Annotated in this window: 21 protein-coding genes and 1 tRNA gene; 14 read left to right on the forward strand and 8 right to left on the reverse strand. The window is 26.9% G+C overall.

Features of this window, described 5'->3' with window-relative positions; genetic code table 11:
* From Q0J69_RS07555 to Q0J69_RS07580, 6 genes are all read left to right on the forward strand, one after another.
* A partial coding sequence (locus tag Q0J69_RS07555) for an ankyrin repeat domain-containing protein (protein ID WP_297205704.1) occupies window positions 1–648 on the forward strand: 648 nt, incomplete at its 5' end.
* Window positions 649–748: 100 nt separating this feature from the next.
* Window positions 749–1,645 (forward strand): Rpn family recombination-promoting nuclease/putative transposase, encoded by an 897-nt coding sequence (locus Q0J69_RS07560; protein ID WP_297205707.1) that lies wholly within the window; start codon window positions 749–751, stop codon window positions 1,643–1,645.
* Between the two features lie 134 nt (window positions 1,646–1,779).
* Window positions 1,780–3,759 carry a hypothetical protein gene (locus Q0J69_RS07565; RefSeq protein ID WP_297205710.1) on the forward strand — a complete coding sequence of 660 codons (1,980 nt, stop codon included), beginning with the start codon at window positions 1,780–1,782 and terminating at the stop codon, window positions 3,757–3,759.
* A gap of 122 nt (window positions 3,760–3,881) precedes the next feature.
* The gene (locus Q0J69_RS07570; protein ID WP_297205713.1) at window positions 3,882–5,813 is read left to right on the forward strand and encodes a hypothetical protein; all 1,932 of its coding nucleotides are present in this window, start codon (window positions 3,882–3,884) and stop codon (window positions 5,811–5,813) included.
* Between the two features lie 128 nt (window positions 5,814–5,941).
* Complete coding sequence (locus Q0J69_RS07575; RefSeq protein ID WP_297205716.1) at window positions 5,942–7,597, forward strand: ankyrin repeat domain-containing protein; 1,656 nt, start codon at window positions 5,942–5,944, stop codon at window positions 7,595–7,597.
* A 117-nt stretch (window positions 7,598–7,714) separates the two neighbouring features.
* On the forward strand, window positions 7,715–8,620 hold the full coding sequence (locus Q0J69_RS07580) for an Rpn family recombination-promoting nuclease/putative transposase (RefSeq protein WP_297205719.1): 906 nt from the start codon (window positions 7,715–7,717) through the stop codon (window positions 8,618–8,620).
* A gap of 166 nt (window positions 8,621–8,786) precedes the next feature.
* Here Q0J69_RS07580 and mtnK read toward each other — a convergent pair whose 3' ends face one another.
* From mtnK to Q0J69_RS07610, 6 genes are all read right to left on the reverse strand, one after another.
* Window positions 8,787–10,049 (reverse strand): S-methyl-5-thioribose kinase, encoded by a 1,263-nt coding sequence (mtnK, locus tag Q0J69_RS07585; protein WP_297205721.1) that lies wholly within the window; start codon window positions 10,047–10,049, stop codon window positions 8,787–8,789.
* 3 nt (window positions 10,050–10,052) lie between these two features.
* Window positions 10,053–11,087, reverse strand: a complete 1,035-nt coding sequence (mtnA, locus tag Q0J69_RS07590) for an S-methyl-5-thioribose-1-phosphate isomerase (protein ID WP_297205723.1) — start codon at window positions 11,085–11,087, stop codon at window positions 10,053–10,055.
* Window positions 11,088–11,150: 63 nt separating this feature from the next.
* Window positions 11,151–12,104, reverse strand: a complete 954-nt coding sequence (arsS, locus tag Q0J69_RS07595) for an arsenosugar biosynthesis radical SAM (seleno)protein ArsS (protein WP_297205726.1) — start codon at window positions 12,102–12,104, stop codon at window positions 11,151–11,153.
* 19 nt (window positions 12,105–12,123) lie between these two features.
* A complete protein-coding gene (locus Q0J69_RS07600) occupies window positions 12,124–13,056 on the reverse strand; it encodes a hypothetical protein (protein WP_297205729.1) in 933 nt (310 codons plus the stop codon).
* A complete protein-coding gene (locus Q0J69_RS07605) occupies window positions 13,053–14,429 on the reverse strand; it encodes a sodium:solute symporter (RefSeq protein ID WP_157145092.1) in 1,377 nt (458 codons plus the stop codon). Before Q0J69_RS07605 ends, Q0J69_RS07600 begins: the two co-directional genes overlap by 4 nt.
* Window positions 14,430–14,596: 167 nt before the next feature.
* Complete coding sequence (locus Q0J69_RS07610; RefSeq protein ID WP_297205738.1) at window positions 14,597–15,025, reverse strand: rhodanese-like domain-containing protein; 429 nt, start codon at window positions 15,023–15,025, stop codon at window positions 14,597–14,599.
* 379 nt (window positions 15,026–15,404) lie between these two features.
* On the opposite strand from Q0J69_RS07610, the gene Q0J69_RS07615 reads away from it, so the two are divergent.
* The 8 genes from Q0J69_RS07615 (at window position 15,405) to Q0J69_RS07650 (ending at window position 21,093) form a co-directional block, all read left to right on the forward strand.
* Window positions 15,405–16,154: a TVP38/TMEM64 family protein gene (locus tag Q0J69_RS07615; protein WP_297205740.1), complete on the forward strand. Its 750-nt coding sequence runs from the start codon at window positions 15,405–15,407 to the stop codon at window positions 16,152–16,154.
* Window positions 16,138–16,815: a VTT domain-containing protein gene (locus tag Q0J69_RS07620; RefSeq protein ID WP_297205743.1), complete on the forward strand. Its 678-nt coding sequence runs from the start codon at window positions 16,138–16,140 to the stop codon at window positions 16,813–16,815. Before Q0J69_RS07615 ends, Q0J69_RS07620 begins: the two co-directional genes overlap by 17 nt.
* 48 nt (window positions 16,816–16,863) lie before the next feature.
* The gene (locus Q0J69_RS07625) at window positions 16,864–17,514 is read left to right on the forward strand and encodes a YdjY domain-containing protein (RefSeq protein WP_297205746.1); all 651 of its coding nucleotides are present in this window, start codon (window positions 16,864–16,866) and stop codon (window positions 17,512–17,514) included.
* Window positions 17,515–17,590: 76 nt separating this feature from the next.
* A complete protein-coding gene (locus Q0J69_RS07630; protein WP_297205748.1) occupies window positions 17,591–18,292 on the forward strand; it encodes a YdjY domain-containing protein in 702 nt (233 codons plus the stop codon).
* A gap of 21 nt (window positions 18,293–18,313) precedes the next feature.
* The gene (locus Q0J69_RS07635) at window positions 18,314–18,715 is read left to right on the forward strand and encodes a hypothetical protein (RefSeq protein WP_297205750.1); all 402 of its coding nucleotides are present in this window, start codon (window positions 18,314–18,316) and stop codon (window positions 18,713–18,715) included.
* Window positions 18,716–18,718: 3 nt separating this feature from the next.
* Window positions 18,719–19,384: a TIGR04282 family arsenosugar biosynthesis glycosyltransferase gene (locus tag Q0J69_RS07640; RefSeq protein ID WP_297205753.1), complete on the forward strand. Its 666-nt coding sequence runs from the start codon at window positions 18,719–18,721 to the stop codon at window positions 19,382–19,384.
* Window positions 19,385–19,395: 11 nt separating this feature from the next.
* On the forward strand, window positions 19,396–20,076 hold the full coding sequence (locus Q0J69_RS07645; RefSeq protein WP_297205756.1) for a TIGR04283 family arsenosugar biosynthesis glycosyltransferase: 681 nt from the start codon (window positions 19,396–19,398) through the stop codon (window positions 20,074–20,076).
* A 9-nt stretch (window positions 20,077–20,085) separates the two neighbouring features.
* A complete protein-coding gene (locus Q0J69_RS07650) occupies window positions 20,086–21,093 on the forward strand; it encodes a (Fe-S)-binding protein (RefSeq protein WP_297205759.1) in 1,008 nt (335 codons plus the stop codon).
* Here Q0J69_RS07650 and Q0J69_RS07655 read toward each other — a convergent pair.
* The gene (locus Q0J69_RS07655; protein WP_297205762.1) at window positions 21,083–21,406 is read right to left on the reverse strand and encodes an STAS domain-containing protein; all 324 of its coding nucleotides are present in this window, start codon (window positions 21,404–21,406) and stop codon (window positions 21,083–21,085) included. The genes Q0J69_RS07650 and Q0J69_RS07655 overlap by 11 nt on opposite strands.
* A 41-nt stretch (window positions 21,407–21,447) precedes the next feature.
* Window positions 21,448–21,530 (reverse strand) — tRNA-Tyr (locus Q0J69_RS07660).
* Between the last annotated feature and the right edge of the window lie 57 nt (window positions 21,531–21,587).

The following is a 21,587-nucleotide window of genomic DNA, read 5'->3' on the forward strand; positions in this document are numbered from 1 at the left end:
ATGGAAAAATTATTATCAAGCGAAGATTCAAACAATATAGACGGATATGATGAATTAATGAATGCTGTATCTAAAGGAGATATGAAAGCATTAGAAAAACTTATAAAAGATGATACTGATTTAAATAAACAATATGATAATATTACACCCCTTAATTTAGCTACCGCTAGAAATGATAAAGAAATGGTCAAATTTTTAGTAGAGAAAGGTGCTGATATAAATTTAGAAGATGGATACGGATATACTCCTTTAATGAAAGCAATAGATTATTATAATATTGGTTTAGCTAAAAATATTATTGATTTGAAGCCTGATTTAAATGCTGTATGTTCAGCAACAGGCGATACTTCTTTAACATATTTAGTAAATGCCAAGAAGTACGGCGGCGGAGCGGATCTTTGTTATTATATGATAAAAAATGGTGCTGATATAAATAAAAAGAATAAAGAAGGAAATACTCCATTAATGATTGCAGCTGCAAGTTATAATTATGGTATTGTTGGAGTTCTTGTAAATATGGGTGCCGATTATAATATTAAAAACAAAGAAGGACAAACAGCCATTGATATTGCTTCAGCTAGAGATGATACATCAGCACTTCATCACATGACTAATCCAATCGATTTAGAAAATTATCTTAGTTATTAATAAATAATAAAAAAGTGCATGCTTTATATATGTATGCACTTTATTATTTGCAGTTTTTCAAATTTTGACAATTTATGTTTATTTTAGTATAATATATTTTATGGAGAAAAAATCAAATATTAAAAAAATCAAATATTTCAATCCTTTGAATGATTATTTTATACGCTACCTTTTTACTGATAAGGGAAGCAGTGAGTCTATACTTTTGGACTTTATCAATTCTATAATGCTTAATGCTAATATGAAGATTTTCCGTTCAGTAGAAATTTTAACTCCATTTAATTTGAAGAAAAATAAAAATTTAAAGGAGACAATAGTAGATGTAAAATGTATTACTCAAAACGGTTCAGTAGTCATAATAGAAATACAGTTACAAGGTAATTCAAGATTCCCAGAACGTATCTTATATTATTGGGCAGCTAATTATAGTAAGTTATTAAAACATGGAGAAAGATACGATGAGCTTACACCAGTAATAAGTATTAATTTACTTAATTTCAATTTGGATAAAAATAAAAATATACATTCCTGCTATATGCTTTATGAGATGAATAATAAAAAGCTGCTAACTGATCATTTACAAATACATATAATAGAATTAAAAAAGTTTAAGAAAAATGCATTATCTAAAGATTTAAATTATTGGCTAAGAATATTTACAAGTAAAAATTTGGAGGCATCTATGTCTGAAATAGTAAAAGAAAAACCTATAATGGAAGAAGTACAGAAAAAATATAATAATTTTGTCAAAAGTAAATTAATGATGATGGAATATGAAAAAAAAGAGGCTTATTTATATGGTAATCAAATAATGCTTGATGAAGAAAGAAGATTAGGAATTGAAGAAGGAATTAAAAAAGGAAAAGAAGAAGGTATTAAAGAAGGTATTAAAGAAAATCAAATATTAACAGCGAAAAATATGAAAAAAGAAAATATAGATGTTAATATTATAAGTAAAATAACAGGATTAAGTATACAAGAAATAGAAAATCTATAATAAATATAAAGGTTACAATAAAAAAGTGTATACATTATATGTATGCTCTTTTTTTATTAAAAATATTTTTTAATTGAAATTTCAATCATTTTAATTTATAATGCGAAAACAACAATACATACAGAGGGTACTATATGAAAAATATTATTTCTATAATTGCAGCATTTATTTTAATAATTGCTGTAATTTCCTGTGGAGGCAGAAACAAAGAAGCAAATCAATCAGAACAAAATACTCAAACTAATCAAACATCACAAAACAACAATACACAATCTCAAAATATTCAAACTAATACTTCACAAACAAATAATCAAAAAGAATTCTTTGATATGAAATATGTATATAAAGGTATTAGAGCAGATAAAACAAAATTTGATGAGAAGCTTAAAAAATTAAGAGAAAATAATGAATATGCAAAAAGGAATTTTGATTTTCTTAATATAAAATTTGCAAATGATGATGAAAGAAAAAAATATTCTATAGAGTTTATATCAAATGTTAATTATGCTACATTAAATCTAAAATTCTTAATAAGCTGGGGGGACTGGGGTGTATATAGTGAAGTTGAAGATTATTATGCTGTTGGATATTTATATGTTGATCAAAATTTAGCATTAAAAAAAGCAAGAGAAGAATTATTAAAATTAAATAAAAAAGATGCTGATGTTTATTTAGCCTTATTCTTATCTCATTTTGCCTGCGATTCGCTTTATTATTTTGAAGAAGAGAAAAAATATTTAACAGAATGGAAAAAAGCAGGCGGAAGTAATATTGCTATGATGATGAGAAAAAATGATAATGATAATACTTATATACAAAAGATGAATTTAATTAATTATATAATAGAAGCTCCTGATTCTTTAAGAGCAGAAAAATTAGTTGCTGATGCTTATAAAGATAATTTCTATAGATACATTGTAAAAAATAATGGATATATAGATTTATTCAATGAAAATAATTATTCTTTAATTTCAATTGAATTGGAAGGTACAGCCCGTTTATCTTCAGTAGAAATAGCAGAAGAAATAGGCAATACAAATATAATGAACAAATATATAAAAACTTATATAAATAATAGATTAGCTAATGATGATATAGAAGACTATTTAGAATATCATCAAAATTATTACAATATTAATGCCGTTTATTGTTATGATGGTTGGAACAACCTTAATTTACTTGAATTTAAAAAGAATACATTTTTAATTGAAAGTACTATGAACGGATTAGTAAATATGCATTATTATAATCCTGAGTTCATAAAAGATAATTTATATGCTTCATTTAAAGAGATAAAAAATTATAATTTCAGACTTGGAGATATAGATAATGTAGAATCTGCCAAAATTAATTTAATTTCTACAAATGATTTGAAAGATTATACTAAAGACTCCAAATTTATAGATTCAGGCAGCTTTGATAGAAAACAATATTCATCTTATATAGCTAGCAACATGTATTATCCTCTGCATGAAGTATCTTTCTTCTTATGTGATATCAATAATGACGGTAAAGAAGAATTAATGCTTTCAGGCGAATATACTAGTTCTGCAGGAAGAGGGGGTATAGCACATTATACTTTACTTTTAAAAGATAATTTAGAAATAAATTTTGATTCAGAAACAGGACGGCTTATTAATAATCCTGATTTTCAACATTTGGGATGTACTCAAAAAATATACACAGAAAATGGAAAAAACAAAATTCTTTTATTGGATACTCTTAATAATGAAGCATGTGATATATTCGTTGATAATAATGAAATAAAGAATGCAGAAGTTTTTGATTATATTACATATAGTTATCAGCCCAAATTAGAATGGAAAGGAAGCATACTTAATGGAGTACCTGAAGGAGCTTTAAAAACTGATGCAAGTTTCGATATGTCTAAAGCAGAAAATGCATCAGACAAAGCAATAGTATCAGACAGAACTTTGAGAGTAGCTGACAAACTTATAAGTGATGCATACTTTGCTAAAAAGGCAGCTTTGGATAAACAAGGTCAGGAAGAATTGTTGGAGCAAAGAAGAGCAGAAATCAAAACTATTCAGGAAGCAAAAGGAGATATTAAATTAATAGAAGATGAAATGCTTAAAATTTTGAATATGCAATAATTTTAATGGTTTAAATAAAAGTGTGTGTACTATAATGCACTTTTTTTGTTAAAAATATTTTTTAATTGCAATTTCAATCATTTTAATTTATGATACATAAAAATACTTATGGACGGTTTAATATGAAAAAACTTATTTCTATCATTATGATACTTACTTTAATAATGACAGTTATTTCCTGCGGAGGCGGTAATAAAGACACAAATCAAACATCACAAAATAATAATTCTCAAACTTCATCAGACAATCAAAGCAAACAAACAGATAATCAAAAAGAATTCTTTGATATGAAATATGTTTATAAAGGCATTAGAGTAGATAAAGCTAAATTTGATGAAGAACTTAAAAAAGCAAGAGAAAATAATGAATATGCAAAAAGGAATTTTGATTTTCTTAATAGGAAATTTGCCAATGATGATGAAAGAAAAAAATATTCTATAGAGTTTATATCAAATGTTAATTATGATCCATTTAGTGAAACTTTCAGTAGTTGGGATAGATATAATGAAGATTTGACAGATTATTATGCTGATGAATATTTATATGTTGATCAGAATTTAGCATTAAAAAAGGCAAGAGAAGAATTATTAAAATTAAATAAAAAAGATGCTAATGTTTATTTAGCTTTGTTTTTATCTCATTTTGCTTGCGATTCGCTTTATTATTTTGAAGAAGAAAAAAAGTATTTAACAGAATGGAAAAAATCAGGCGGCACTAATATATCTATGATGATATCAAAGTATGATGATGATGATGCTTACAGTAGTAAAATGAAATTAGTTGATTATATAATAGAAGCCAATGATTCTTTAAGGGCAGAAAAATTAGCTGCTGATGCTTATAACAATGGTTTCGCTAGATATATTACAAAAAATACTGGATATATAGATTTATTTAATGAAAATAATTATTCTTTAAGTTCAATTGAATTGGAAGGTACAGCTCATATAGCTTCAGTAAATATAGTACCAGAAATAGTTAATACAAATATAATAAATAAATATTTAAAAACTTATGTTGAAAATAGACTCAGCAATGATAAATTATATTTTGATGATGCGGAGTATTTTAGAAATTATTACGGAATTGATTTTATGGAGTATTATGATGGATGGAATGGACTTAGTTTTCTTGAGTTTAAGAAAAATACATTTTTAATTGAATCAAGAGTAAATATGCATTATTATAATCCTGAGTTTATGAATGATCATATATATGCTTCATTTGAAGAGATAAAAACTTATAATTTCAGACTTGGAGATATAGATAAAGTAGAATCTGCTGAAATTAATTCAATCTCTACAAATGATTTGAAAGATTATACTAAAGGCTCTAAATTTATAAGTTTCGGTAAATTTGATGAAGAAAAATATTTGGAGTATATAGATGAAACAATGGGTTGGCGTATATATTTTCCTTCTTTCTTTTTATGCGACATCAATAATGACGGCAAAGAAGAATTAATGCTTTCAGGGGATTATGATTATGGCGGAGGAAGAGGCGGTACAGTGAATTTTACTTTACTTTTGAAAGAGAATTTGGAAGTAGATTTTGATTCAGAAATAGGACAGCTTATTAATAACAAAGATTTTCAAGATTTAAACTGTATTCAAAAAATATATACTGAAGACGGTAAAAATAAAATGTTTTTATTAGATACAAGTTATAATAAAGCACTTGATATATTCATTGATAATAATGAAATAAAGAATGCAGATTATTTTGATTATGTTACGTATAGTTATCAGCCAAAATTGGAATGGAAAGGAAGCATACTTGACGGAGTACCTGAAGGAGCTTTAAAAACTGATGCTAGCTTTGATATGTCTAAGGCAGAAAATGCATCAGACAAAGCAATAGTATCCGACAGAACTTTGAGAATGGCTGACAGACTTATAAGCGATGCCTATTTTGCCAAAAAAGCTGCTTTGGATAAACAAGGTCAGGAAGAGTTACTAGAGCAAAGAAGGGCAGAGATAAAAACTATTCAGGAAGCAAAAGGCGATATTAAAGCAATAGAAGCTGAGATGCTTAAAATTTTGAATATACAATAATTTTAATAGTTTCAATAAAAAGTGTATGCATTATATATGTATGCACTTTTTTATTAATATTTTGTAATTGAAATTTTAATTATTTTAATTTATTATAAAAAATAATAATACATACAGAGGGTAAAAATATGAAAAATTTTATTTCCATTATTTCTATTTTTATTTTAATGGTTTCGATAATTTCATGCGGCGGCGGTAATACTGAACAAACAGAAAATACTCAAACCAATCAAACAGAAACTAATAAAGTATATATTAATCCAACAACTACAAATAATAATACAGATATTGATATTAATTTTGACGAAACTAAATATACTAATGAATATATTCAAGGCACAAAATTAGACCCTATGCCTACAGGATATAAAAAAATAGATGAAATACTTAATGAACATAAATATAAAGCACCAATATACGAAATATCAAAATTATTAGCAGAGGAGGGACTAGAAGGAAAAATTACTGAAATGACAAATTTTGGTGATAAATACATATTTAAAGATTCTACTCCTTTATTTTTGGCAGTACAATTCGGATACAATGATTTAGCAAAAGAGCTTATAAAAGAAGGTGCTGATGTTAATGCTAGAGTAGATAATATGGAAACAGAAGGCGGTATTGATATGCTTTATCATGCTGTTAGAAATAATAATCCTGAAATGACTAAAATCTTAATTGATAAAGGACTTGATAAAAATAGAGATTATGGTTATGAATATTCTTATTATTTAACAGATATTGCTATTGACAACAACAATCTTGATGTACTTAAACTTCTTGTAAAAAGAGGAGATTCAAAAGAAACTTTAATTCCTGATGCAGTAAGAGAAAATAATATAGAAATGGTTAAATATTTATTATCTATAGGACAAGATATAGATGCTCAAATATTTTATGACGGATTTTGGGTTAATTCTCCTTTGAAAGTAGCTGCAGAAAACGGATATGTAGAAATGGCTAAATTTTTAATTGATAAAGGAGCAAATTTAAACTCAGCTGATGATTATATGCTTTATGCCTATAATAATTATGATATAACTAAATTATTAGTAGATAATGATGTTTTTAATCTTAATACTAATACAACTAGAGAAGAAGCTATAAAATTAGTAAAAGACGGCAAATATTATGAAATAGAAAAATTATTATCAAGTGAAGATTCAAATAATATAGACGGATATGATGAATTGATGAATGCTGTATCTAAAGGCGATATGAAAGCATTAGAAAAACTTATAAAAGATGATACTGATTTAAATAAACAATATGATAATATTACACCTCTTGGCTTAGCTGCTGCTAGAAATGATAAGGAAATGGTTAAATTTTTAGTAGAGAAAGGTGCTGATATAAATTTAGAAGACGGATACGGATATACTCCATTAATAATAGCAATGAAGTATCGTAATATTGGTTTAGCTAAAGATATTATTGATTTAAAGCCTGATTTAAATGCTATATGTTCAGCAACAGGAGATACTCCTTTAACATATTTAGCACGTGAAGTTTGGTTTGGAACAGATCTTTGTTACTATATGATAAAAAACGGTGCTGATGTAAATAAAAAAAATGATAACGGAGATACTCCATTAATAGTTGCCGTAGAAAATGTTGTTGGAAGTTATGGTATGTTAGGAGTTATTATAAATATGGGGGCTGATTATAATATTAAAAACAAAGAAGGACAAACTGCAATTGATATTGTTATAGAAGAAGATGACAAAGCAGCACTTCATCATTTAAATAATCCAGACAGTTTAGAATACTATCTTAGTATATAAAAAATAATAAAATAAAAAGAGCATGCATATTATTTATATGTATGCACTTTTTTATTGTGAAAAATATATAAATTTAATAAACTTTACTTTTACCATTATTTTTTGTATAATAATATTATGAAAGATTTTGATAAATTAAAACAAATACTGAATGAACCTGTTACAATAAATAATTTAAATAGAATTAATGATTATTTTGTACGCTATTTATTTTCGCATGAGGGCAATGAAAATATAGCTTTAAATTTCATTAATGCAGTATTTAAAGATTTAGACTTTGAAACTTTTAATAAAATAGAAATACTTAATCCTTTTAATATATCAGAAAACTATGATGAAAAAGAATCAATAGTTGATATAAAAGCTACTACGGAAACAGGTATCACTGTTTTAATAGAAATACAATCAAGAGGAAATGAAGATTTTATAAAAAGAGCTTTGTATTATTGGGCTTATAATTACAGTTCTAGTTTAAATAGAGGTTCTTTTTATGATGAATTAAAAGCTACTGTAAGTATTAATATTACAAATTTTATATTAACAGATGAAGATAAAGTACATAGCTGTTATATTTTAAAAGAATTAAACAATAATAAAATTCTAACAGATCATTGTCAATTGCATTTCCTTGAACTTCCTAAATTCAATTTAAAAGATATTAATGAAATAGAAGATTTAGATAATATACATAAAGAATTCATTTCTTGGATAAAATTTTTTAAGGGGGAAAATATGTCTATCTTAATGAAAGAAAATACTATATTTGAAGAAGTAGAAAAAAAATGCCGTACATTTGTTAATGACAGTCCAGTAATGGATAAGTATAAAAAACGAGAAGTAGATACTTATTTTTTTAATAAAAGTATGGAATTAGATTTAAAAAGATCTAGAGAAGAAGGTATTAAAGAAGGTATTAAGGAAAATCAAATATTAACGGCTAAAAATATGAAAAAAGAAAATATGGATATTAATATTATAAGCAAAATAACAGGATTAAGTATAGAAGAAATAAAAAAATTGTGAGTTCCTGATGGCAGAAGCCTATTAACGAACAAATTTTTTATAAACGATATAAGAAATAAAAAAATTCTAATTATATAGAATAATCTTTTAATTGCATGCATATTTTTTATATGCATGCAATTTTTTATTGTCAAAAATATTTTATATAAAATAGTAGTTTTAATAATTACAGTTTATCAATATTGGAATATCTATTTACAATCTCAGCAACTTTATCTATAGTATCAATACTTTCTCTATTTATCAAAAACTCTCTTCCTATGTTTAAACATATCCAATCAAGTCTAGCCCTCTCTTTTAAATCCTGAATGCCTGAAATATCTTTATTTTTTGCAAGCCCTAAAGTTCTTCTTATAAGCACACATCCTGCAAAACCTACAGAATCTTTGAATATTCTATTTAAAACAGTTTTAATATAATCCTCTGAATGTTTTTTTCCTTCTGGGTACTGCCAATATAAAGGGTTAGTTTCTTCTAAATGTTTTTTCCATAGAGATTCAAATTTACTTAAAGTTCCTGTAAGCATATATTTAGCTGTATCAAAAAGCCATTTTCTATACTCTATAGAATTTGTACCTAATCTTTTTTGATGATACTCATGCGAAATATAAGCCATAAAGAAATTAGCTATAGCCTTTCCAATATCAAACCCTATAGGACCGTAAAATGCAAACTCTGGGTCTATAATATATGTTTCTTCTTCATTACCCATAAAACTTCCCAAATGAAAATCTCCATGCAATAATGCTTCTGTCTTAGTCATAAATGCATATTTCATCTCTGCCGCTGCTGTTTTAAGTTTTGAATCTCTTTGAAATTTTTTAACTTCATCTATATTTAATTCATCATAAAATACATTAGTATCATTATCTTCAAAAGGATGAGTAAAAATAAAATCTTCTGTTAAACTACATAGTTCAGCATTCATATATTCTATAACTAGAACTTTTTTAGATTTAGTATCCAAATAATAATCAGAAGTAAAAAATAAAGTATTAGATAGGAAATCTGTTAAATGTTCTGCAGCTTTAGGGAATTTTTTTCCTTCTATTATTTCTCCCCTTAAAACCTTATGATTATTTAAATTCTGCATTATAACAAGGCACATATCATCAGAATCATAATATATCTTAGGAACAAGATTAGGACATAACCTGTATTGCTCCTTAAGGGTTTTTATCTCTATTTTCATCCTGTCTTTTTCCAAAGGATAACTTTCTCCAACGCATCTTAAAAAGGGTACAGACTGTTTTAAAATTACAGTTTCTTTATCATTATTTTTATTTGTAATGCTGTATACAAAATTTAAATTACCATCTCCAATTTCAGTTATTATTAAGTCATCAAAGCTGGAGAATATATTTTTCATTTCATCTATGGTTTTTAAATAGTCTATTATAGTATCTATACTTAGTTGTTTATAAGCCATAATTTAAAACTCCTTGAAAGCCTTTTTTAAATTTTCTATATACGGAGGTTTTATTATCCCTTTTTTTGTAATAAACCCTGTTATAAGCTCATTAGGCGTAACATCAAAAGCTGGATTTCTTACTTTAATATTCAATGGTGCCGTTTGTACCCCAGCAAAATTTATTACTTCTTTAGCATCTCTCTCTTCTATAACTATATCATGTCCAGTTTTTGTATTCAAATCAAAAGTAGTTGAAGGACATGCTATGTAAAAAGGTATATTAAAATATTTAGCTAAAATAGCGACTCCCATTGTACCTATCTTATTTGCAGCATCTCCATTTTCAGCAACTCTATCGCATCCTACTATAACCAAATCTATAAGCCCTTTAGACATTATAAAAGCAGCCATATTATCACATATCAAAGTAACATCTATACCAGCCTCGCTTAATTCAAAACTAGTTAATCTTGCACCTTGAAGCAATGGTCTTGTTTCATCAGCATATACTCTTATCTTCATACCTCTTTCATATGCTGTATACATAGGAGCAAGTGCCGTACCTATTCCGCTTACCGCCAATCTTCCAGCATTGCAATGTGTAAGTACTCCAAAATTATCTTTTAAAAGTTCAGCACCATTCTCGCCTATTTTCTGACATATATCTATGTCTTCAGAGTGTATTTTCTTAGCCTCATCTTCAAGCATATTATATAATTCTAATGAAGTTTTATCTTTCTTATTATTTACAGCATTAAACATTCTATTTAAAGCATAACTTAAATTAACAGCTGTAGGTCTTGAAGAGTTCAAATATTTAGCCCTGCTCTCAAAATCGCTGGCAGATAAATCAGTCTTACTTTTTAAATCTATAAGCATAGAATAGGCAGCAGCAACTCCTATAGCAGGAGCTCCCCTAACTTTCAATTCCTTTATAGCATTATAAGCATCTTCAATAGTTGATAACTTTACTTCTTTTACAGTTACAGGTATTAATGTTTGATCAAGTATATAAAGCTCATCTCCAGTCCATCTTACAGTAGGTATATTCGGCATTGATACCCTCCTAATTTTTACTAGAATAAGTATAATAAAATGACCGCTAAATTTCAATAGAAACTACTGCAAATTTCCCTGACAGCTGCTTCCCTCTCCAGCAGTACATCCGTAACAATAATCTTCTATTACTATAGAATTGTCCCTAAAATCATCAATGGTTAAATCACCTATATATGAAGATTTATTATTTGCAGATATTAAATTTTTCATTTGATTAAAGTCGCAATCGTACACTTTTCCGTCATAACCTATATTAATCGTATTTAAACACATAACTTTATAAGCATTTGATACATTAAAATTATCCTCAAGAAGCTGCATATATTGCTCATACTTATTATTCTTTTTAAGTTTCTCTTCAAATCTTCCTATAGGTATATTGGCAATAGTATATAAATTATTAAACACTATGCCATGTTCATTTTTTAAATGCTCTTTATAATCCTTTTCTAATTCTGCTTGAGAAGCAGGCAGATAATCATCCAATGGATTATAAACCAAATTTATAATTAAATCTTTATCAATGCCGTACCCTACAGAGTTTAAATATTTAAGCATTTTTATAGATTTCTCATAAGTTCCATTTCCTCTTTGTTCATCAACATTTTCTTTTGTATAGCAAGGAAGAGAAGCTACCAACTCTACCCTATTATTTTTAAAAATATCTATAAGTTCTTTTTTATTTTCTAATATGGTTAAATTAGTTCTTAATATAATTCTATTAACATTTTTTAACTTTCTAACATCTTCTATGAATTTAGGTAATAAATCACAATTTTCAGGAGCACCTCCTGTTATATCAACATCTATTTGTTTATTAGAATTTTTTATAAACTTTAAACAGTCATTCAATACTTCTCTGCTTATAGTTTCTTTTCTATTAGAACCAGCATCAACATGGCAATGAGCACAATGTAAATTACAACTATAACCTGTGTTAATCTGCACAGTTTCTATTTCTTTTTTCTTCAATTCAATATCATATTTTTTTAAAGTTTCTGAAAAATGCATCATTTATATACTCCTTAATTTTTTATAGTATTTGAAAACCTTTTATTACAGCTTTTTCTATACCATATTCAGTTCCATTGATTATTCTATCTCTGTATGATACAGATGCTTCGCTTCCTAAAGGCCATAAATTATCAAACCATTTTAAAAATCTATCGTTATTGTACCTAACTGGAACAGCCTCTGCATACAAATTATTAATTCTATCTCTGTAAACAGCATTCTCATTTACAGAATTTGATATTCTAGTTATTAAGCCATAAAGCTTTCCCTTAAAATTCGGCATGCCTGCAGCACCATTATTTATAACAATTCCATTTTTAAGTTTAGCTGCAGCAGGAAAGCATGTATGTGTAGATGCCAAAATATCTATATCATTTTCTATAAACCAATTATCAAGCTCATTCTGTCTTTCATATCTTTCTAAAGATTCATTAGAACATTCCCATCCGCTTAATGACTTTTCATCACCATGTGTTATAGCTATTTTCTGCCCCATCATTTCCAATGTAATATTTTTCTTTCTGCCAGATAATATATTTTTATATTTAGTCAAAATATCCATAACTTTCTTCAATTCTTTATGTATAATATTGGATCTATTAACTATATCATCAGATACATAGCTTGGATATGAACATCCGCACCCATTATAATCTCCTTCTCTAAAAAGCTCTTTTTCAACATTTCCTAAAAGCTTTTGAGAATTTTCAGACATATCCTCTATCTTTTTAAAATCATCTGCACTCTTGTCAAACCAATGCATATCTCCATTAAATATAAGCAAAATATCTTTATCTTTTTCATTTTCAATCATCTTATTTATTTCTTTTAAAGACTCAATATTTCCGTATAATCCTCCAACTATATACAATGTCGAATTATTTATGTTTATTACTTTTTTAAATGAATCTTTATCCAATGCATAATCAGACGGACATGTTTCTGCTCTCATACTTTATCCTTTTTCATTATTATGCTTGGTATAATATAAGCCAAGAAACATAATATGCTTCCATATAAATTAACACCTAATAATAAAGCACTTTTACCATCGCCTATACTAAATATTTTTGGAATAACACCTATAGTATAAGCTATTCCTAAAAAAATACCTATCCAAAAACTCAAATGAAATCCTATCTTAGTAGGCTTAAAAATACCATGAAGTAAAAATATAGGAGAAAGTCCTATTACCATAGTGCCGCTTATTGTTGTTGCTGCCAGTATATTAGTTCCTGCTATCATTGGCAAATTTCCTACTACAGCAAACAAAACCATAACAAGCATACCTATTATTCTTGCTTTATTTCCTAAATCTATGCCTTTTATATGAGGTAAATCTTGAGCAGCCAATTTAGATAAACTTGAAAATGTAGAATCCAAAGTTGAACCAGCAGCAAATATCATTAATACTGCCATTAAAAGGAACGCAAATACAGACATATTTTTAGCTACATCAGCTGGAACGTTTCCGCTTAAAACTATATTTTCCAATTTTGCATGTATTCCTATAAAGCTAAATATGAGTATAACAATAAAACCCAATATGCCTGATACTATAAACGCTTTAAGCATTTCTTTCTCTTCGGATATAAATCCTCTATCAGTTAATACAGGATCATGAAAAGGGTAACTAAAAATTTGTATAAAAGTTACAAGAATTAAATCAACTCCTCCTGACAAAGTCCAAGTTCCTGATGAAGCATATTCATTTAAGGAATGTTTAGGTATTATCCACACCGCAATAAAAATAAATATTATAACAAATAGTACAGTTTGTATTGCATCTGTAATAATAGAACTTAATAAGCCTCCCTTCATAGAATATATTAATGTTATTATAGTAAATATTGAGGCTGCTATTATAAAATTAATACTTCCGCTTGCTCCATAATACCCCCCTATAACAGAAGAGTTGCTCCAAATTTCATTGAATAATCTTATAAGTATTGCAGCAGAAAATGATAAAGCAGCGGCATTTCCATAATTATCTTTTAAAAAGCTGACAAGTCCTTTAGCGTTATACTTTTTTCTTAATCTGTATATAACTATTCCAGATATAGGTATGCATAACCAATATAATGCATAAGCGATCCCTCCTACAATTCCATAATCTGCCCCTAAATTAGCTGCATTTGTAACTGATTTTGCAAATATCCAACTTATAAAAATACTTGATGTTAATATAAAAGTAGAAGGTTTATTTCCATATTTATCTTCACCGTTAAAAAAACTTTTAATTGTCAAGGCTTTCGGAGATAAAAATGTCATTGTAATTCCATATAGAGATAAAAATCCCCAAAAAAATATAGATGTAAATTCCATAAAATATTTACCCCATTTAAGCCCGCATAAATCTGTGCGGGCTTTTATAAATAATGAATTATTTTTTATTAAAACTATAGATTCACGATCTAATTAAATTGAAAAAATGAGAGGGATTTTATTCTTATAGTAAATAAAAAAATGAAAGTTCATAAATTTAATTTTTATTACTCAGCCAATGCTTTAGAAAACTCATCATATCCTGCATTATTGAGGTTATTAACATTAGTAAAACCTAAATCAGCCATTATTTGAGAAGCCTGTCCTGAACGGTTACCTGTTCTGCAGAATACTATATACTCTTTACTTTTATCTAAAGCAGATACATTGTCTTTAAAATCAGCTGCTTTAAAATCTATATTAGTAGCACCTTCTATAGTACCTGTTTCTTTAATTTCATCTGGTGTTCTTACATCTATTAATATGATGTTAGTATTTGATTTCCATAATGTTATAACTTCATCAACAGTTAAGTTCTTATAACTTGCTGCAGTATTAGTCTGCTGCTGAGAAGATGAAGAAGATGATGATGAATTACTGCAGCTTATTATCAATGATAATAAAACTACAAAAGAGATTATAATATTTTTTTTCATAGTAAAATTCTCCTAATTAGAAATTTAGTTTATAATAACATACAAAGAATTATAGTCAATAAAAAATTATATAAATACTTTTAAATTATTGTTTTTTTAATTTAAAATATAAAACCTCATTATAAAAATAATTTTTTATAGAATGTATAGCTTTTATCATATATTTTACTTGATATTTTTATTCTTTTTGTTATTATTAGCAATAGAGTAATTTTTTTGGAAGGATTATGTTTAATAAATATTCTATTAACAATTTACTTATATTTTTTAATAATTACAAATTTCCTCTTAAATAAAATCATATAGTCCGTGAGACTTATTTCATAAATATATAATTATAAAATCTAAATTATTTTATAAAATCGGGAGTTTATCTATTATGAATGAATCTGGCACTTTTAATAAAAAATCAATAATAAAAAAAATTATTCTATTACTAATAATTGTACTATGTGTGTTATCTTATTTTTTTGTACCTGCAGTAAATAAACAGCTCAATAATATATTTAAAATGTTTGCTACTGGAGATTTTAATGTTGTAAAAGAATTCGTGGCATCTTACGGACATTATGCTATGGCTGTTTCATTTATACTTATGGTTCTTCAATCTGTAGTAGCCCCTTTGCCTGCATTCTTACTTACATTTGCAAATGCTAATCTATTCGGATGGAAAGCGGGAGCATTATTATCTTGGTCTAGTGCTATGGCTGGTGCTGCTGTATGTTTTTATATTGCTAGAATACTTGGAAGAGATTTTGTTGAAAAACTAACAAGTAAAACAGGATTAAAACAAATAGATGATTTTTTTGAGAAATATGGAAAACAAAGCGTGCTTATAGCAAGACTTCTTCCTTTTATTTCTTTTGATATAGTGAGCTATGCTGCTGGATTAACATCTATGAATTTTTTAAGTTTCTTTATAGCAACTGGAATAGGTCAGCTTCCTGCTACTATAGTTTATTCTTATGTAGGAGGAATGCTTACAGGAGGAGCCAAATTATTTGTTACAGGACTTTTAATATTATTTGCCTTATCTGCATTGATAATTTTATTAAGACAAATATATAAAAATAGAAAAGATAAAACAAAATCGGTTAATAACACAGAAAACAATGAAAGTACAAACTAAATATATTAAATTAATAATATTTATAATAGCCATCATTGCTGTTATTATCATTAATCATCATTACAAACTGCATGATAAAATTCATAATCTTGATGATTTCAAATATATGATAGGTGATAATATAGTTAAAGCATCAATAATATATATTGTTATAACAGCTATTGGAAGTTCTATACTGGCACTTCCTGGTGTTACTTTTGCTTTATTTTCAGGTATATTATTCGGACCTATACTTGGAATAATATTATGCTCTGTATCTTCTACATTGGCTGCTATAATTTCTTTTTTGGTATCAAGATTTTTCCTAAAAGATACTATAAAGCCTCTCATAGAAAAAAATAAATGCTTAAATAAGCTATTGTTCCAAGATGGAAATAAAAATGCAATGCTTCTTTTAATGATTACAAGATTGGTTCCTCTATTTCCATACAATATACAGAACTTTGCTTATGGTATAACAGATGTTAGTTTTATGCAGTATTCTTTATATACATTTTTGTTTATGCTTCCTGGAATATCTTTATTTACTATAGCATCTGTAGGAATAGTCGCTGAAAATAATAGATCTTTATATTTTTTGATTGCTGCTGTTATATTGGTATTTGTATTAGTTATATCTTTTTTATTAAAGAAAAAATATGTTAATAATAAATCGGTTTAAGATTATATTTTATGGGGTTATATAAGATTATATTTTATGGGGTTATATATGATAAAAAAAATTATTTTATTTTTGTTATTTATATTGTCAATATCATGCAGTAATGAACTAAAAAATTCTATGGGAAGTGTAATTTTAAGGGATGAAGGAGCTGTGCCTGCTGTTATAGATAATGATAAGAAAGAAGTTATAATAGAAGCTGTAGTAAACGGCAAATATTTTAATACGCCTTCAAGACATCATGGCATAGTATTCAAAGGCGGAAAATATGGAGAGATGGGTGTATTAATATCGCTTACAGATGAAAGAGAATTTTATCAGGCTTTAAAAGATATAGGACGTGTTGAAGGAAATAATTTAACTATGGAAGATATGATATTATCAAAAGCGGTTAAAGGAGAACCTTTGGATATATTTGTTACTTGGGATGGCTTAGGAAAAGAAATACCTTTTGAAGATATAATAAAATCATCTGAAAATAGAATGATGATAGTTAGATTCGGAGGCAATTTTGAGGCTGCTAAATCCAATAGAACAGGATGTATATTATGTCTTGACAGTTGTGCTATGGCTATAACGAGTGATGCCGCTTATGAGGCTGGTGCTGTTGAAATCAAAAAAATAGGCAGATATGGAAGAGAAGATGTACTGCCTGCTGACGGAACTAGAGTTTCTGTTATATTTAGAATAGCTGAATAATAAACTAAGAATTGCTAGTATATGAATTTCATGTATGCAATTTTTATAAATAACTGTAAATAAAAAGGAGAAAAGTATGAACAAAAAATTTATTTTAACTTTATTTGTATGTTTATTATTTGTATCATTAATGGTATCATGTAATAAACAATCTTCTTCATCATCTGCTGCCTCCAATACAGAATTAACTAATTCTATGGGCAGTGTAATATTAAGAGATGAAGGAGCTGAGCCTGTTATAATAGACATAGAAAAAAAAGAGGTTATAGTCCCTGCAGAAGTAAATGGCAAATATTTTAATTCACCAACAAGACATGGAGTTGTATTTGACAGAGGTTCTAATGGGGATAAATCTGTATTAAGAGGATTAGCTGATGAGAGAGAATTTTATCAGGCATTAATAGATATAGGAGCAGTACCTGGAAATAATTTGACTATGGAAGATATGAAATTAGAAAAAACTGTTGATGGTCAAAAACTTGATGTATTTGTTACTTGGGACGGATTAGGAAAAGAAATACCTTTTGCTGATATAATAAGATCAGATGATGAAAGACCTATGGACATAAGATTCGGAGGTAACTTAGAAAATGCTAAAGATAAAAGAACAGGATGCATACTATGTCTTGACAGCTGTGCGGTAGGTATAACAAGCGATGCTGCTTATGAAACTGGTGCTGTTGAAATTAAAAAAATAGGCAGATATGGAAGAGAAGATGTACTTCCTGCTGACGGAACTAGAGTTTCTGTTATATTTAGAATAGCTACAAACAATTAATAAAAATAAAAGGATTGATAAGTGAAATATTTTGCTGTACTATATAATACTTTTTTATGGGCTATGATCATTGCTTTTATGATGTTCAAAAATGTATGGCTTGAAATGCGTGTTAATATAGGACTATGTTTTTTTATAATATGGGCTTTACTATTTGTTATATTCGTTTTTATAAATAATAAAAAAAATATTTTCAAAAGATATACAATATTTTCGCTTATCAATCTAATTTTATGCTTTGTAATTGCCTTAATAATATTATCTCCATCTGCTATGGCATATACTCCGTCTTCAATTATAAGAGATGGTATATACGCTTTAAGAAAATTTAAATTGAATACAATAAATATTGCTATATCCGTATTCATAACAGCAAGCATACTAATTATGCTCATTCCATCACTAATAAAGAAAAGAGCATAATATATGAAATCCAATGCTTTAATAATATTCACAAGAATACCAATAGCAGGTAAAACCAAAACTAGATTACAAACAAAATTATCACCTGAAGAATGTGCAAGTATACATAAATGCTTTTTAAAAGATATATATAAAAAAATGAAAGAACTAAAGCATGATGATATTGATATAATAATATCTTATAATCCTGAAGGGGATTTAAATATATTAAAAGAAATATTTTATGATGAAAATAAATATATAAAGCAGAAAATAAACAGCAATAATGAAAATGAAAAAATATACAATTCTATGAAGGAAGTATTTGATTTAGGATATAAAAAATGTATTCTAATAGGAACTGATATACCAGAAATAAGCAAAGAGAATATAATTGATTCTTTTAATTTATTAGATGATAATGATTTTGTATTCGGTCCTAGCTATGACGGAGGATATTATTTAGTTGGAATGAATAAGTATAATGATGTAATAGTTAATACTAATAGCGGAAATCTTAAAAATATTTTAAGTGCTGTAGAAAATATTAATTTGAAATACTCTGCTATAGAAAATAGATACGATATTGATGAGTATAATGATTTGATTGAATTAAATAATAGAATAAATAATAATAATATAATACTTGAGAATACAAAGAATTTTTTAAATAGCATAAATTTAGATTAGGATTTTTAAATTTGTCTGTTTCTATAATTATACCAATATTGAATGAAGAAAATGTAATAGAAAGATTAATAAAAAATTTGAATGAATTAGAAGGAGAATTTGAGGTAATATTCTCCGACGGAGGAAGCAAAGACAAAACGCTTGATATAATAAAAAATACCTGCAATTACAAGATAGTGTATTCTGATAAAGGCAGGGCTAAACAATTAAATACTGGGGCTAAAGAAAGTAAATATGATATACTTTTATTTCTGCATGCTGACAGTATTATAGAAAAAGGCGTATTAATAAAGATAGAAAATTTTATAAAAAATAATAAAAAAGCAGGATGCTTAAAAATAAAATTTGACAGCAAAAAAATATTAATGCGTATATGCGGATTTTTATCTAATGTAAGAGCGGCACTAAGACATATAGCATTTGGGGATCAGGGAATATTTATAGAAAAAAAACTATTTTTTGATATAGGAATGTTTGATGATATGCCTCTTATGGAAGATTATAAATTATCCATAAAACTGAAAGATGTATGCCCTATTAATGCTGTTGATTCATATATAATTTCTTCTGCAAGACGTTTTGAAAAAAACGGAATTATAAAAACTATGATTTATATGCAGAAACTTCAGTATATGTTTAGAAATGGCGAGGATATAGAAAAAATAGCAAATATATATAATAATATGAAATAAGGACTTTTTATGAAAATGCCTGATAATGTAGAGGATTGTATACATTGCAATAGATGTGTAAAAAAATGCAGTTTTTTAACTAAATACAATATGGATTTGCATGAATTTTCAAAGCACGAAGATTTAGCTTATAATTGTTTTTTATGCAATGACTGCAAGATTGTTTGTCCTAAAGATATAGACGGACATAAAATATCTTTATCTTTAAGAAGCAGCAAAGTTGAGTCTGACATAAAAAACAGAAAAGAAATTGAAGAAAAATATAAATTTCTGCTGTTTGAAAAAAAAGATTATATTTTTAAGAATTATAATAACATAATTAGCGAATCTGTAATATTCCCAGGATGCAATTTTTCATCATTTTATCCTGATGCATTAAAAAATATATTATATAAATTTAAAAATGAATATAATATCGGTGCTGTATTTGACTGCTGCGGAAAACCTATAGCTGAATTAGGCATAGAGGATTATGAAAATGAAATAATAAAAAAATTAGAAAATAGTATGATATCTAATGGAATAAAAGAAATAATAACTTTATGTCCTAATTGCTACTATTTCTTAAAACCAAGAATCAATATTAAAATTATCACTATATATGAAAAAATGTATGAATTGGGTTTGAAATTTAAATTAAATAATGATGATGAACAAATAAATCTTTTTATACCTTGTCCTGATAAAGAATCAAAACATATAAAAAATGCTATATTAAAAATTATAGATTTAGATGAGAATAATATCAAAGAAGTAAAAGATGTTAATTGCTGCGGACTTGGGGGATGTGCCATTGTTAATGAGAAAGAATTGGCAGAAGGCTTTATAGATAAATTAAAAAATAAAAACTTAGAAAATCTATATGTTTACTGTGCTACATGTGCTGGTAATTTTAATAGAAACAATATAAATAATATTCATCATATTTTGGTTGATATTCTTAATATGGACAGTTTAAAAATAAAGAATAAAACTTCTTTATTAAGCAGAGCTATGTTTAAGTTTTTTAAACTATAAAATCTTTAGGGTCATCAAAATATTTTATTAAACTGAATATCATAAGACTTTTTAATATAGGTGAAACAGATTCATGCAAATTAGTCATAAAGAGCTTAACTTTTAACGATTGCAGATTTTTATATAATTTAAGCATTTTAGCAATTCCAGCACTGTTTATTTCTCTTACATTTTTCATATCAAGAACGACTACAGGCATTCTGATATTGCATGCTTCTTCAGAATCTTCAAGAAATTTACTTATTTCCTCAGGAGAACTCAAATTAGCTTCCATAACGATGGATACGTATTCATTAAAAAACTCTATAGCCAAAATACAATCCTTTATTAAAAAAGATGGCGTAAAAAAGAATGTGGGCAGGGAGGGATTCGCACCCCCGTAGACTCACGTCGGCAGATTTACAGTCTGCTGCCATTGACTGCTCGGCCACCTACCCATATTAATTTGAAAACGTAAAAGCATAATACCATATTATATATAAAATGTCAATAGA

Origin of the sequence: uncultured Brachyspira sp. (genome assembly GCF_944388875.1) — a bacterium.
Taxonomy (GTDB): domain Bacteria; phylum Spirochaetota; class Brachyspiria; order Brachyspirales; family Brachyspiraceae; genus Brachyspira.

Coding starts and splice junctions, on each gene's coding strand:
- Q0J69_RS07630 (WP_297205748.1), top strand. CDS start 17,591: ATGAACAAAAAATTTATTTTAACTTTATTTGTATGTTTATTATTTGTA.
- arsS (WP_297205726.1), bottom strand. CDS start 12,104: ATGATGCATTTTTCAGAAACTTTAAAAAAATATGATATTGAATTGAAG.
- Q0J69_RS07615 (WP_297205740.1), top strand. CDS start 15,405: ATGAATGAATCTGGCACTTTTAATAAAAAATCAATAATAAAAAAAATT.
- Q0J69_RS07570 (WP_297205713.1), top strand. CDS start 3,882: ATGAAAAAACTTATTTCTATCATTATGATACTTACTTTAATAATGACA.
- Q0J69_RS07625 (WP_297205746.1), top strand. CDS start 16,864: ATGATAAAAAAAATTATTTTATTTTTGTTATTTATATTGTCAATATCA.
- Q0J69_RS07610 (WP_297205738.1), bottom strand. CDS start 15,025: ATGAAAAAAAATATTATAATCTCTTTTGTAGTTTTATTATCATTGATA.
- Q0J69_RS07580 (WP_297205719.1), top strand. CDS start 7,715: ATGAAAGATTTTGATAAATTAAAACAAATACTGAATGAACCTGTTACA.
- mtnA (WP_297205723.1), bottom strand. CDS start 11,087: ATGCCGAATATACCTACTGTAAGATGGACTGGAGATGAGCTTTATATA.
- Q0J69_RS07650 (WP_297205759.1), top strand. CDS start 20,086: ATGAAAATGCCTGATAATGTAGAGGATTGTATACATTGCAATAGATGT.
- Q0J69_RS07560 (WP_297205707.1), top strand. CDS start 749: ATGGAGAAAAAATCAAATATTAAAAAAATCAAATATTTCAATCCTTTG.
- Q0J69_RS07620 (WP_297205743.1), top strand. CDS start 16,138: ATGAAAGTACAAACTAAATATATTAAATTAATAATATTTATAATAGCC.
- mtnK (WP_297205721.1), bottom strand. CDS start 10,049: ATGGCTTATAAACAACTAAGTATAGATACTATAATAGACTATTTAAAA.
- Q0J69_RS07600 (WP_297205729.1), bottom strand. CDS start 13,056: ATGAGAGCAGAAACATGTCCGTCTGATTATGCATTGGATAAAGATTCA.
- Q0J69_RS07605 (WP_157145092.1), bottom strand. CDS start 14,429: ATGGAATTTACATCTATATTTTTTTGGGGATTTTTATCTCTATATGGA.
- Q0J69_RS07575 (WP_297205716.1), top strand. CDS start 5,942: ATGAAAAATTTTATTTCCATTATTTCTATTTTTATTTTAATGGTTTCG.
- Q0J69_RS07565 (WP_297205710.1), top strand. CDS start 1,780: ATGAAAAATATTATTTCTATAATTGCAGCATTTATTTTAATAATTGCT.
- Q0J69_RS07640 (WP_297205753.1), top strand. CDS start 18,719: ATGAAATCCAATGCTTTAATAATATTCACAAGAATACCAATAGCAGGT.